The organism is Methylobacterium sp. J-026, from assembly GCF_022829585.1.
In the GTDB taxonomy this organism is placed as follows: Bacteria; Pseudomonadota; Alphaproteobacteria; order Rhizobiales; family Beijerinckiaceae; genus Methylobacterium.
In genome coordinates, this window is record NZ_JAKSYC010000065.1 from 122,433 (window position 1) to 135,188 (window position 12,756).

11 protein-coding genes are annotated in these 12,756 nt (G+C 67.5%); 5 read left to right on the forward strand and 6 right to left on the reverse strand.

The genetic code is table 11. The features are described from left to right. Positions 1–29: 29 nt before the first annotated feature. Positions 30–2,360 (reverse strand): NADP-dependent malic enzyme, encoded by a 2,331-nt coding sequence (locus MKK69_RS05915; protein ID WP_279598206.1) that lies wholly within the window; start codon positions 2,358–2,360, stop codon positions 30–32. Positions 2,361–2,438: 78 nt separating this feature from the next. Here MKK69_RS05915 and MKK69_RS05920 point away from each other — a divergent pair, with 78 nt between their 5' ends. Continuing rightward, positions 2,439–3,056 (forward strand): CatB-related O-acetyltransferase, encoded by a 618-nt coding sequence (locus tag MKK69_RS05920; protein WP_279598209.1) that lies wholly within the window; start codon positions 2,439–2,441, stop codon positions 3,054–3,056. Between the two features lie 45 nt (positions 3,057–3,101). Then, positions 3,102–3,356, forward strand: a complete 255-nt coding sequence (locus tag MKK69_RS05925) for a DUF3297 family protein (protein ID WP_050732716.1) — start codon at positions 3,102–3,104, stop codon at positions 3,354–3,356. A gap of 13 nt (positions 3,357–3,369) precedes the next feature. On the opposite strand, the gene MKK69_RS05930 is transcribed toward MKK69_RS05925, so the two are convergent. The 5 genes from MKK69_RS05930 to aspS form a co-directional block, all read right to left on the reverse strand. Next, a complete protein-coding gene (locus MKK69_RS05930; RefSeq protein WP_243966789.1) occupies positions 3,370–3,633 on the reverse strand; it encodes a hypothetical protein in 264 nt (87 codons plus the stop codon). Between the two features lie 586 nt (positions 3,634–4,219). Then, positions 4,220–4,594 carry a hypothetical protein gene (locus MKK69_RS05935; protein ID WP_243966790.1) on the reverse strand — a complete coding sequence of 125 codons (375 nt, stop codon included), beginning with the start codon at positions 4,592–4,594 and terminating at the stop codon, positions 4,220–4,222. After that, positions 4,591–5,667: an acyltransferase family protein gene (locus MKK69_RS05940; RefSeq protein ID WP_243966792.1), complete on the reverse strand. Its 1,077-nt coding sequence runs from the start codon at positions 5,665–5,667 to the stop codon at positions 4,591–4,593. The genes MKK69_RS05935 and MKK69_RS05940 overlap by 4 nt, the downstream gene beginning before the upstream one ends. After that, complete coding sequence (locus MKK69_RS05945; RefSeq protein WP_243966794.1) at positions 5,664–6,536, reverse strand: glycosyltransferase family 2 protein; 873 nt, start codon at positions 6,534–6,536, stop codon at positions 5,664–5,666. The genes MKK69_RS05940 and MKK69_RS05945 overlap by 4 nt, the downstream gene beginning before the upstream one ends. A gap of 23 nt (positions 6,537–6,559) precedes the next feature. Further along, a complete protein-coding gene (gene aspS / locus MKK69_RS05950; RefSeq protein WP_243966795.1) occupies positions 6,560–8,404 on the reverse strand; it encodes an aspartate--tRNA ligase in 1,845 nt (614 codons plus the stop codon). Between the two features lie 164 nt (positions 8,405–8,568). On the opposite strand from aspS, the gene rnd reads away from it, so the two are divergent. The 3 genes from rnd to xoxF1 all read left to right on the forward strand — a co-directional run bounded on the left by rnd (position 8,569) and on the right by xoxF1 (position 12,640). Beyond that, entirely contained in the window at positions 8,569–9,756 is a 1,188-nt protein-coding gene (gene rnd, locus MKK69_RS05955) for a ribonuclease D (protein ID WP_243966797.1), read from the forward strand. A 110-nt stretch (positions 9,757–9,866) separates the two neighbouring features. Continuing rightward, positions 9,867–10,154, forward strand: coding sequence for a hypothetical protein (locus MKK69_RS05960; protein WP_243966798.1), 288 nt, complete (start codon positions 9,867–9,869; stop codon positions 10,152–10,154). Positions 10,155–10,834: 680 nt separating this feature from the next. Beyond that, the gene (xoxF1, locus tag MKK69_RS05965; protein ID WP_243966799.1) at positions 10,835–12,640 is read left to right on the forward strand and encodes a lanthanide-dependent methanol dehydrogenase XoxF1; all 1,806 of its coding nucleotides are present in this window, start codon (positions 10,835–10,837) and stop codon (positions 12,638–12,640) included. Positions 12,641–12,756 lie beyond the last annotated feature (116 nt).

Sequence of the window (12,756 nt, forward strand, 5' to 3'; positions counted from 1 at the left end):
GCCATCGGGACGGCCGTCGACAGGGCGGCTCACTCCGAAATCATGCCGGCCCCGGCCTCGCCCGTCGGCGCCGGAAACGCCGAATCCGCCTGCGCCTCGACCACCGCCGCGGCCGTGACGTTGACGATGCCTCGGGCGGTCACCGACGGCGTCAGGATATGGGCGGGCTTGGCCGGACCGATCAGCAGAGGGCCGACCGGCAGGGCATCGGCCAGGACCTTGGCGAACTGGAACGCGATGTTGGCGGCGTCGAGATTCGGGAAGATCAGCACGTTGGCCGCGCCCTTGAGGCGCGAGCCAGGCAGCACCCGGTCGCGGACCATCTCGGACAGCGCCGAATCGGCCTGCATCTCGCCATCGACCATCAGGTTCGGATCGCGCCTCTGCAGGAGCCCCAGGGCCTCCCGCATCTTCATCGCGGAAGCCGAATCCGACTGGCCGAAATCCGAGTGGCTGAGGAGCGCGATCTTGGGCGTCATCCCGAACCGGCTGACGTGGTTGGCGCAGGCCTGCGCCACGTCGGCGATCTCCTCGGCGGTCGGGTTCGGCCGGACATGGGTGTCGGCCAGGAAGTAGGCGCCCGTATGGGTCACCACGAGGCTCATCGCGGCGCATTGCTCCACGCCGGGCGCCAGCCCGATCACGTCGCGGATGATCCGCAGGCGGGTCTCGAACCGGCCTTCGAGGCCGCAGATCAGGGCATCGGCCTCGCCGCGGCGGACCGCGATGGCGCCGATCACGGTGCTGTTGGTCCGCACCAGGGTCCGGGCCGCATCCGGGGTGATGCCGCGCCGGCCGGCGACCTCCATGTAGGTCTGGACATAGTCGCGGTAGCGGGGATCGTCCTCGGGATCGATCAGCTCGAAGTCGCGGCCCTCCTGGATCGAGAGGCCGAAGCGCTTCAGGCGCGATTCCACCACCCGCGGCCGGCCGACCAGGATCGGCAGCGCGACCTTGTCCTCGACAATCGCCTGGACGGCGCGCAGGACGCGCTCGTCCTCACCCTCGGCGTAGATCACGCGTTTGGGCTCGGCCTTCGCCTTGGAGAAGAGCGGCTTCATGATGAGGCCGGACCGGTGCACGAACCGGTCGAGGCTATCGATATAGGCGGAGAAGTCGGTGAGCGGCCGGCCGGCCACGCCCGAATCCATCGCAGCCTTGGCCACCGCCGGGGCGATGCGCAGGATCAGCCGCGGATCGAAGGGGCTCGGAATCAGGGATTTCGGTCCGAACGGCCGGGCCTCTCCGCCATAGGCCCGGGCGACCACGTCCGAGGTGGTCTCGTGGGCCAAGCCCGCGATCGCCTTGACGGCGGCCTTCTTCATCTCCTCGTTGATCTTGTGGGCGCCGACATCCAGCGCCCCGCGGAAGATGTAGGGGAAGCACAGGACGTTGTTGACCTGGTTCGGGAAGTCCGACCGGCCCGTGCAGATCATCGCGTCCGGCCGCTCCTTCTCGGCGAGATCCGGCATGATCTCCGGGTAGGGATTGGCCAGCGCCATGATCAGCGGCTTCTCGGCCATCTCCTTCAGGTATTCCGGCTTGAGGACGCCGCCGGCCGACAAGCCGATGAACACGTCCGCCCCCGGGATCACCTCGGCGAGCGTCCGCTTGTCAGTTTCCTGGGCGTAGATGTCCTTCCAGCGGTCCATCAGCTCCGGGCGGCCCTTGTAGACCACACCCTTGATGTCGGTGACCGTGATGTTCTCCCGGGTCGCCCCCAGCGACACCAGCAGGTTCAGGCAGGCCAGGGCCGCCGCGCCCGCCCCGGAGGTGACGATCCGGACGTCGGAGAGGTTCTTGCCGGCGAGTTCGAGGCCGTTGAGGACGGCCGCGGCGACGATGATCGCGGTACCGTGCTGGTCGTCGTGGAAGACCGGGATGTTCATGCGCGCCCGGCACTGCTCCTCGACCTCGAAGCACTCGGGCGCCTTGATGTCCTCGAGATTGATGCCGCCGAAGGTCGGCTCCAGGGCGCAGACCACGTCCACGAGCTTGGAGACGTCCTTCTGGTCGACCTCGATGTCGAACACGTCGATGCCGGCGAATTTTTTGAACAGGACCGCCTTGCCCTCCATCACGGGCTTGGAGGCGAGGGGGCCGATATCGCCGAGGCCCAGCACCGCCGTGCCGTTGGAGAGCACCGCCACGAGGTTCTGGCGGATGGTGAGGGTCGCGGCTTCCTGGGGATCGTCGTAGATCGCCATGCAGGCCGCGGCCACGCCGGGGGAATAGGCGAGCGCGAGGTCGCGCTGATTGCCGAGCGGCTTGGTCGCCTGGATCTCGAGCTTCCCGGGCTGCGGCAGGCGGTGGTAGACGAGCGCCCCGGCCTTGAGGTCCTCGGACATGTTATCGGCCATCGCCCACGCTCCCACTCACCCGCTTTCCCGAGGACGACGCGGTCGCGCATCGCACGGGCACGCGTCTTGATCGGTCTGTTGCACCGGCTGCGCAGGGGGCGCAACCCGCACAACGAGACCCGGATCCATCTCGCCAGGCTGGCGAGGACCTACGGCTTCTCCATAGGCGCTTATTCGTATGGGCGTCCAAAAGTCCGCTTCCCCGAGAGCGGGCGCCGGCTGACGATCGGCCGCTATTGTTCCATCGCCGACAAGGTCGAAATCCTGCTCGGCGGCGACCACCGGCTCGACTGGGTGTCGACCTACCCGTTCGCGGCGATGCGCGGGCTGTTTCCGGACGCACGGGCGCCGGAGGATTTTCACGCCTCCCGGGGCGACGTGGTGATCGGCCACGATGTCTGGCTCGGGTCGGGCTGCATGATCCTCTCGGGCGTCACGATCGGCCCCGGGGCCGTGGTGGCGGCCCGGGCGGTGGTCGCCCGCGACGTGCCGCCCTACGCGGTGGTGGCAGGCAACCCGGCGCGGGTGGTGCGGCACCGCTTCGACACGGAATGCGTGGAGGCCCTGGTGGCGACGGCGTGGTGGGACCTGCCGCACGCGGACGTGACCCGGCTCGTGCCGCTGCTGCAGAGCGGCGACGTGGCCGGCCTGATCGCGGCTGCGCGCGGCGTTGCGGGCCGGCAGGGGATTGCGTAATCCGCTGCCCACCTTCGCCGCTCACGCCGAACCCGGAGCCAGACCATGTCCGACCTCGCGCTGCCCGACCGCCTCTCGGTCAACCCGGACAGCCCGTATTACGACGCGGCCCTGCTGGAGCGCGGCGTGGGCATCCGCTTCAAGGGCGTCGAGAAGACCAACGTCGAGGAGTATTGCGTGAGCGAGGGCTGGGTGCGGCTTTCCGCCGGCAAGACCCTGGACCGGGCCGGCAACCCGATGACGGTGAAGCTGAAGGGCCCGGTGGAGCCCTATCTCCGCGACGCGGCGGACGCGGAATGAGATTCTGGCGGGCTCATCGCTCCAGCGGGAAGGACGTGGGCTCCCAATAGGGCTCGAGTTCCGTTCCCCGGACGTTGGCCGCCTCCCATGCGTGCAGGATCTTGGCCAATGCGGGGCGATCGCCCGCCATGAGGGGTTCCGCCACCGCGGCGAGTTGCAGTCGCCAGCGATCTGCTCGCGTCCCTGGCGGGAACGACTTGCCGGTGTGCCACCGCTGTCGTTCGTGCCAAATCGCTCGCGCGGCGTCGAGGTTGCCGGCCGCGATGTGAACGATCATGCGGTCTTCGTAGGGCTCGTCGTGGACCGTATGGGGCCTCGGCGGCAGCGTGGCGTAGCCTTCCGGAGTTCCATAGCGAGCGAGTCTCGGAAGCGCGACAGCCTCCATCACCGCGACCGCCTCCGGTACCATCGTCGGGTCAGACCAAAGCCAAAACCGTTCCGCGGCTGTCGGAGGCCGATCCAAAGCTTCGAAGTATGTCCCTATGGCGATATCTCCGCTCAATCCCGCGAGATAGAGGACGGACAGAAACAATCTCGGCCAGCAGCAGTCTGGATCGGAGCTCCGCTCTATAAAAATGCCGCGCGCTATATGACGAACAGGCGTTTCAATCACGAAGCGACTGCTCGTCTGCACGAGTTGCGGATGTCTCTTTCTCAGCTCGCGAAAGATCAGCCGGATCTGACGCGAGTTTGTCATACTGACGGCTTTATCTCGATTGGGATGTATCGCGGCACACCTGGGTAACGCCTCTGCGCAGCAGTGACAACATCGACGGCGCGTCCTCCCCTGAGATAAGCATCTCCTGTTTTGCGATCGTAGACGCATACGGTCGATGGTCGCGAGTATTCCAGCACGTCCAACCTTATGGATCCTCTCGCACTGTTCTTCGCATCTGCACCGGAGGACGCGTCATAGGATGTTTCGGCGACGCAATCAGGCTTTTGGTCGCGCGAGCCGCGTAGTCCCGTTGGGCTGCCGCGATCATCGCTTCAAGCTGACGGATCCGCTTCGGCGTGGCCACGACCAGGCTGGTTACGACCTCGGGATGGGTCCGTCGCTGCCGGGGACGGCGGGCATGGTTGGACAGGCGAAGGGTGGCGTCCTGGCCCGGGAGCGCGAGGTAGAGGCTGTCGCCACGCTCGTTCCGTGCGACCACCACGAAGCCCTGCGCTTCCAGCAGTTCCGCCACCAACGCCAGGGCTGCGGCGGGCGAGAGCAGCCTGTCGTGAGCACTCACGGCCCCGCCGGCTCGATCGTGCCGATGCGCCGCCGCCCGAGCGCCCGCGCCTTCAGCGCCAGGGCCGGCCGCTCGATCCCGTACCAGGACAGGGCCGCCACCGGCAGGGTTACCACGAGGGCAGGGACCAGCAGCGCGACTCCGGAGAATTCCGGCCACAGGGTGTGCAAGGTCTGCTGCACTGGCCAGCCATAGAGATAGATCCCGTAGGATAGGTCCGCGGGCGGATCGAACAGCCTCCGCGCCAGGGGTCCGAGGGCGAGCCAGACGACGCCGTAGGCCTCCGCCAGGAACAGCAGGGCCGGATAGGCCGGCGTCCGCGCCAGAACGAAGGCCCCGAAGGCGAGGCAGACGAGGGCGGCCCCCGAGACCCGCAGGCGCTCGCGCCAAAGGTAGAGGCCCGCACCCGCCGCGAAGATCAGCGGCAGGCGCAGGGCGGTCTCGATGCCCTTGGGCAGATCGACACCCCGCAGTCCGCTCATGATGGAGAGCGCCAGCGCGAGCCCCACGACGATCAGCAGCGCTGGCCAGCGCCGCCGGAGCAGCCCGCACAGGGCGGCGAGGAGAACGCCGAGGTAGCAGAGCACCTCGTATTTCAGCGTCCAGACCGTCCCGAGCGGCGCCCGATAGGGGTTGGCCTCGAAGACCCCGGGGAGGGCGGCGTTGCTCTTGAAGGTCGTCAGCGTGCCGCGGATGAACGACCACAGGCCCGGATCGCGCAGGTACTCGGCGAGCGGCAGACGGGTCAGCGCCGCGCCGAGCCCCAGCGACACCACGAGCGTCGCCGCCACGAGCCCGGGTAGGATCCGCAGGGTCCGGGCGATCGCATAATCGCGGATCCCGCGCCGATCGCAGCTTAGGGTGACCAGGAAACCCGACACGGCGAAGAACCCATTCACCGCGTGCTCACCCAATGTGTAGCCGGTGAGTCGGGCCAGGGGTTCGTCGCCGGCCGCACCGGTCGCGACGCTGAACGCATGGGACACGACCACCGCCAGGGCTAGGGCCAGCCGCAGGCCGGTGAAGCCGTTGCGCCCGGCACCGAGGGCGGCCGCGATGGTTGGCGCCCTCATTCGTGCAGTCCCTCGCGGGTCAGCGCGTCCCGGCCGCGCAGGAAGGCGAGGGCGCCGGCCGCAGAGCCGCCGTAGCGCTCGACGCCCGCCCGGCGCAGGACCAGGGCCGAGAGCAGCGCCTTCGGCAGGTTGGTCATCAGGGTCGCGGGGCTCGGATCGGGCAGGCCGTATTTGCGGCTGACATAGGCCCGCGACCAGGCCTGATGCCAGCGCGTGCGGAACACACGGCCCCGCTCCGGCGCCGAGGACCGGCCGCGGCCGTGCAGCGCCTCGGCGCCGTGGACATGGACGAGGGCACGGCCGGCATCGGCGATGCGCCGGCACAGGTCGTCATCCTCGTAGAACAGGAAGATGCGCTCGTCGAAGCCGCCGAGGTCCAGGAACAGGCGGCGCGGCATCATCAGGCAGGCCCCGGAGAGGAACGGCGCGCAGGCATCGCCCTGCGGCAGGGCGAGGCGGCCGCCGGGATTGGTGAGATAGGGCGCGAGGAGCGAGCGTGGCTGGAAGAAGAAGCGTCCGTCGATTTCGACCAGCCGCGGCGCGAACAGGCCCGCATCCGGCCAGGACCGGGCTGCCTGCAGCAGGGCGTCCACCGCCCCGGGGCGCAGGACCACGTCCGGATTGACGATCAGGATGTGCTCGGCCGTCCCGGCGGCCCGGACGCCCCGGTTGTTGGCGCGGCCGTAGCCCTCGTTGCGGACGTTGTGGATCACCGCGGCGCCGGCGGCCTCCGCGACCGCCGCCGAGGCATCCCGGCTGGCATTGTCGACCACGATCGCCGGCACGTGCTGACCGGCGAGCGCCGCGAGGCAAGCGGGCAGCACCGCGGCGCTGTCATGCGCCACGACGATCGCGACGAGGCTCGCCACCGCGCGGCGGGACTAGCCGCGCCTCAGGCCTTCTTCTCGGGCAGGTTGAGGCGGATGTGCAGCTCACGCAGCTGCTTCGCCGTCGCCTCGGAGGGCGCGCCCATCATCAGGTCCTCGGCGCGCTGGTTCATGGGGAACAGCACCACCTCGCGGATGTTCGGCTCGTTGCACAGGAGCATGACGATGCGGTCGACTCCCGGGGCGATGCCGCCGTGCGGCGGGGCGCCCATGCGCAGGGCGTTCAGCATGCCGCCGAACTTCTGCTCCAGCACCTCGTGGCCATAGCCCGCGATGGCAAACGCCTTCTCCATCACGTCCGGCCGATGGTTCCGGATCGCCCCGGAGGAGAGCTCCACGCCGTTGCAGACGATGTCGTACTGGAAGGCCTTGATCCCGAGGATCTTTTTCGTGATGTCGCCGGTCTCGCCTTCGGCGGCGAGGGTGTCGAGGTCGAGCCCCAGAAAGTCCTCGCGGTCGATGTTCGGCATCGAGAACGGGTTGTGGGAGAAGTCGATCCGCTTCTCCTCCTCGCTCCACTCGTACATCGGGAAGTCGGTGATCCAGCAGAACGCGTACTGGTCCTTGTCGCACAGGGCCAGCTCGTCGCCGATGCGGATCCGCGCCTTGCCGGACAGGGCCGCGGCCTTGGCCTCGGTGCCGGCCGAGAAGAACACCGCATCGCCGGCGTTGGCGCCGGCCCGATCGGCGATCAGGGCCTGGACCTCGGCCGGGATGAACTTGGCGATCGGGCCCTTGCCGACCAGCGCGCCATTCTCCGCCTCGAACACGATGTAGCCGAGGCCCGGCGCCCCCTCGGAGCGGGCCCAGTCGTTGAGCTTGTCGAAGAACGAGCGCGACTGCGCCGCAGCCCCGGTCGCCGGGATCGCCCGGACCACGCCGCCGCCGCCGATCACACCCTTGAACGCCTTGAACGCCACGTCCTCGCGGGCGAACAGGTCGGTCACATCCGCGATGATCAGCGGGTTGCGCAGGTCGGGCTTGTCGACGCCGTATTTCAGCATCGACTCCGCGAAGGTGATCCGCGGGAACGCCTTCGTGACGCGCTTGCCCTCGGCAAATTCGTCGAAGACGCCGCGCAGCACCGGCTCCACCGCCTGGAACACGTCCTCCTGGGTAACGAAGCTCATCTCGATGTCGAGCTGGTAGAACTCGCCCGGTGAGCGGTCGGCGCGGGCATCCTCGTCGCGGAAGCAGGGCGCGATCTGGAAGTAGCGGTCGAAGCCCGCGATCATCGTCAGCTGCTTGAACTGCTGCGGGGCTTGCGGCAGCGCGTAGAATTTTCCGGGATGGACCCGGGACGGGACGAGGTAGTCGCGCGCACCCTCCGGCGAGGAGGCCGTCAGGATCGGGGTCTGGAACTCAAAAAAGCCGCCCTCGCGCATCCGGCGGCGGAGCGAGTCGATGATCGCCCCGCGCTTCATGATGTTGGCGTGGAGCTTCTCCCGGCGCAGGTCGAGGAAGCGGTAGCGCAGCCGCGTCTCCTCCGGGTACTCCACGTCGCCGAAGACCGGCAGCGGCAGCTCGCCCGCGGGGCCCAGCACCTCGAGGTCGTCGATATAGACCTCGACCGCGCCGGTCGGCAGCTCGTCGTTCTCGGTGCCCGCCGGACGGGTGCGGACGCGGCCGTCGATCCGCACGACCCATTCCGAGCGCACCGCCTCGGCGGCCTTGAAGGCGGGCGAGTCCGAATCCACCACGCATTGCGTCAGGCCGTAATGGTCGCGCAGGTCCACGAACAGCACGCCCCCGTGGTCGCGGATGCGGTGGCACCAGCCGGACAGGCGGACGGTCTGCCCGACATCGGACGGGCGGAGCGCCCCGCAGGTGTGGGAACGGTAACGGTGCATGACGGGCTTCTTCTATGGGAAGGCCGGCACCATTCACGCGAGGCCCCCCAAGTCAAGCGCGCGCCGGGTGGGCCGATGCGGTTGCGTGACAGGGAAAGCGGGAAAGATGGGGACCTGCGCAGTGCTCACTCCCCTTGGTCGCGCAGCTTGCGTATAGCCGGACCATGGACCTGATTAGCACCACCGACACGCTGCGCGAGACCTGCGCGCGTCTGGCCGAGCAGCCCTTTGTGACCGTCGACACGGAGTTCATGCGTGAAACGACATATTACCCGAAGCTGTGCCTGATCCAGATGGCGGCTCCGGACGGGACGGCCGTCTTGGTCGATCCCCTGGCGCCGGGTATCGATCTCCAGCCATTCATCGACCTGATGGCGGATGTGCGGACCGTCAAGGTCTTCCATTCCGCCCGCCAGGATCTCGAGATCGTCTGGCTGATGGGCGGGATCCTGCCGCACCCGTTCTTCGATACGCAGGTCGCCGCCATGGTGTGCGGTTACGGCGATTCCGTGTCCTACGAGCAGCTCGTCAACGACGTCGCGAAGGCGAAGATCGACAAGTCGTCCCGCTTCACCGACTGGTCCCGACGCCCGCTCTCGGACGCTCAGCTCTCCTACGCCCTGTCGGATGTCACTCACCTCGTCACCGTCTACGAGGTTCTCGTCGCCGAGCTGCTGCGCACCGATCGCGGCGCCTGGCTCGACGAGGAGATGGCGGTGCTGACCTCGCCGGAGACCTACCGGGCCGACCCCGCCCAGGCGTGGCGGCGCCTCTCGGGTCGCATGCGCAAGCCGCGGGAGATCGCCGTCCTGATGGAAGTGGCGGCGTGGCGCGAGGCCGAGGCGCAGGCCCGCAACGTCCCGCGCGGGCGCGTGCTGAAGGACGAGGCTGTGATCGACATCGCATCGGCCGCGCCCCGCAGCGCCGAAGCCCTCGGCCGTCTGCGCACGATCCCGGCGGGCTTCGAGCGATCCCGGACGGGCACCGATATCCTGTCTGCGGTGGAGCGCGGCCTGTCGCGCGATACGAGTGACATCCGCCTGCCCGAGCGCCTGCGCCGGAGCGGCGGCAACGGCGCCATCGTGGAATTGCTGAAGGTGCTGCTGAAGGCGGTCTGCGAGGCCGAAGGCGTCGCGCCCAAGATCATCGCCTCCGTCGATGATCTGGAGGCCATCGCGGATGATGATGCGGCTGAGGTCCCGGCCCTCGACGGCTGGCGGCGGATGCTGTTCGGGGAGAAGGCCCTGGCGCTGAAGCAGGGCCGGCTCGCACTCTCCATCGAGGCCGGTCGCATCGTGGTGCGGACGCTCGAAGCGTCTCCGATCGCGGAGCCGTCCATCCAGGCGGATTGAAGGGCCCGCGCTGGCCGAAGGACAATCCGGTTGCCCCGGCGTGACTTGCCCACGGGGTAGGATTAAGTGGCAATGCGATTGCCATTCAGTCCCGCCTCCGCGTCACGCGTATGTTCGAGCCGAACGAAGTCCTCAAGACTCTGACCGGCCGTGGTCTCGTGTCGGCGGAAGGGTGCGGCCCGGCGCGGGTCCGTTACCGCATCATCGTCGAGCGACGGGCCGATGGGATCGTCGCCTACGGAAACCTGCACGGCAGCTACGCCCATCTCCGGCCGATCTGGCTCGAGCCGGATGCACAGCTCCGACTGGCGAACGGGCGGCGGCTCAACATCTCCCTGACCGATCTGATCGGCGACACGGCAGACTTCGAGAGCACCGGCCCGGTCGGCATCCTCTGAAGGTGCCCCGGCACGCTCAGTCCGGATGCCCCCAGCCATCGGAAACCCGATCGGCCGGGATGATCCGGCAATTTGTCGCGCCACATCGGCCCGAAAGCGTTTCGACGGCGCGGGATGGAGGCGTGCGGCGACTGGGCGCACGGCCGCGACGCGCTCGGATGCCGTCGCGTGCGGTCTCTCAAACATCCCGCATCGCAGTCCGCGCGACTCGCTCAGAGGCTCGCGCGCCCGCCGCGTTCACGGCGTGGCCCGCAGTGAACACATGGTGCCGACCAGCAAAGCTTCTCCGTTTGCAAGTCTTGCATGGAGTGCGCTCACGTCGCCGTGAGAACGACGCCAAAGAACGCGAGCCTCGTTGTGCAACGCAGCATTTCTTTTCGCAGAATGATGACGATTGGCCCCCGGTTGTAACCTGGGACGAAGCTTTCACCCTGTGGCGACATGCGCAGAACGGCGAGTTGACGGCGCTCAAAAATCTCTTAAGGTCCGGGCAAGCCTCGGTTTCGAGGGGGCCGCCTCAGGGATGGCGGTTCCTGGCTAGAGGATCTTAAGAGTTCCTTGAGTCGACCAAGCCCGCTACCGAGGCGTCCATCCCTGTCGCAAACAGTCAGGTCGGAGTCTAAGCGATACTCTTCTCGAAGTGTGTCGTGAGATCGCTCAAAGACTTGTCGGAGGAACCCATGAGAGCGGTACATCTCCTTGCGCTCGGCGCAGGCGTCGCGGCAGTGGCCGCGCCGGCGCTGGCCAATGAAAGCGTGCTGAAGGGCATCGCCAACCCGGCGGAGCAAGTCCTTCAGACCGTCGACTACGCGAATACTCGGTATTCGAAGCTCGACCAGATCAACGCGTCGAACGTGAAGAACCTCCAGGTTGCCTGGACCTTCTCGACCGGCGTCCTGCGCGGCCACGAGGGCTCGCCCCTGGTCGTCGGCAATATGATGTACGTGCACACGCCGTTCCCGAACATCGTGTACGCCCTCGACCTCGACCACGAGGCGAAGATCGTCTGGAAGTACGAGCCGAAGCAGGATCCGTCCGTGATCCCGGTCATGTGCTGTGACACGGTCAACCGCGGCCTCGCCTACGCCGACGGCACCATCATCCTCCACCAGGCCGACACCACCGTCGTGTCGCTCGACGCCAAGACCGGCAAGGTCAACTGGTCGGTCGTGAACGGCGACCCGAAGAAGGGTGAGACCAACACCGCGACGGTCATTCCGATCAAGGACAAGGTCATCGTCGGCATCTCCGGCGGCGAGTTCGGCGTGCAGTGCCACGTCACCGCCTACGACTTGAAGACCGGCAAGAAGGTGTGGCGCGGCTACTCTGAGGGCCCGGACGATCAGATGCTGATCGACCCGGAGAAGACCACCTACCTCGGCAAGCCGGTCGGCAAGGACTCCTCGCTGAAGACCTGGGAAGGCGATCAGTGGAAGACCGGCGGCGGCTGCACCTGGGGCTGGTTCTCCTACGACCCCAAGCTCGACCTGATGTACTACGGTTCGGGCAACCCCTCGACCTGGAACCCCAAGCAGCGTCCGGGTGACAACCGTTGGTCGATGACCGTTTGGGCGCGTAACCCCGACACCGGCGTCGCCAAGTGGGTCTACCAGATGACCCCGCACGACGAGTGGGACTACGACGGCATCAACGAGATGATCCTCACGGATCAGAAGATCGACGGCAAGGAGCAGCCGCTCCTGACCCATTTCGACCGCAACGGCTTCGGCTACACGCTGAACCGCGAGAACGGTGCCCTGCTGGTCGCCGAGAAGTACGATCCGGCCGTCAACTGGGCGACCAAGGTCGACATGGACAAGGGGTCGAAGACCTACGGTCGCCCGCTGGTCGTGTCGAAATACTCGACCGAGCAGAACGGTGAGGACACTAACTCCAAGGGCATCTGCCCGGCGGCCCTCGGGTCGAAGGATCAGCAGCCTGCGGCCTTCTCGCCGAAGACCAACCTGTTCTACGTGCCCACCAACCACGTCTGCATGGACTACGAGCCGTTCCGGGTGACCTACACCCCGGGCCAGCCCTACGTCGGTGCGACCCTCTCGATGTACCCGGCCCCGAACTCGCACGGCGGCATGGGCAACTTCATCGCGTGGGATGGCGTCAACGGCAAGATCAAGTGGTCCGACGCCGAGCAGTTCTCGGTGTGGTCCGGTGCTCTGGCCACCGCCGGCGACGTGGTGTTCTACGGAACGCTTGAGGGTTACCTGAAGGCGGTCGACGACAAGACCGGCAAGGAGCTGTTCAAGTTCAAGACCCCGTCGGGCATCATCGGCAACGTGATGACCTACCAGCACAAGGGCAAGCAGTACGTGGGCGTCCTCTCGGGCGTCGGCGGCTGGGCCGGCATCGGCCTCGCGGCCGGCCTGACCGACCCGAACGCCGGCCTCGGCGCGGTGGGTGGCTATGCGGCTCTGTCGCAGTACACCAACCTCGGCGGCCAGCTGACCGTCTTCGCTCTTCCGAACTAATCGGCCGCAGGGCCAGAGTACGGAAATGGTGCCGGCGCGGGCTTCCGCGCCGGCATCCTTATGATTAGACTCGTTTGTAAGAGGCTACGGCTCGAAGGGAGACGAAGGGCCTCGTT

Coding starts and splice junctions, on each gene's coding strand:
- rnd (WP_243966797.1), top strand. CDS start 8,569: ATGGACCTGATTAGCACCACCGACACGCTGCGCGAGACCTGCGCGCGT.
- MKK69_RS05960 (WP_243966798.1), top strand. CDS start 9,867: ATGTTCGAGCCGAACGAAGTCCTCAAGACTCTGACCGGCCGTGGTCTC.
- xoxF1 (WP_243966799.1), top strand. CDS start 10,835: ATGAGAGCGGTACATCTCCTTGCGCTCGGCGCAGGCGTCGCGGCAGTG.
- aspS (WP_243966795.1), bottom strand. CDS start 8,404: ATGCACCGTTACCGTTCCCACACCTGCGGGGCGCTCCGCCCGTCCGAT.
- MKK69_RS05930 (WP_243966789.1), bottom strand. CDS start 3,633: ATGATCGTTCACATCGCGGCCGGCAACCTCGACGCCGCGCGAGCGATT.
- MKK69_RS05925 (WP_050732716.1), top strand. CDS start 3,102: ATGTCCGACCTCGCGCTGCCCGACCGCCTCTCGGTCAACCCGGACAGC.
- MKK69_RS05915 (WP_279598206.1), bottom strand. CDS start 2,360: ATGGCCGATAACATGTCCGAGGACCTCAAGGCCGGGGCGCTCGTCTAC.
- MKK69_RS05940 (WP_243966792.1), bottom strand. CDS start 5,667: ATGAGGGCGCCAACCATCGCGGCCGCCCTCGGTGCCGGGCGCAACGGC.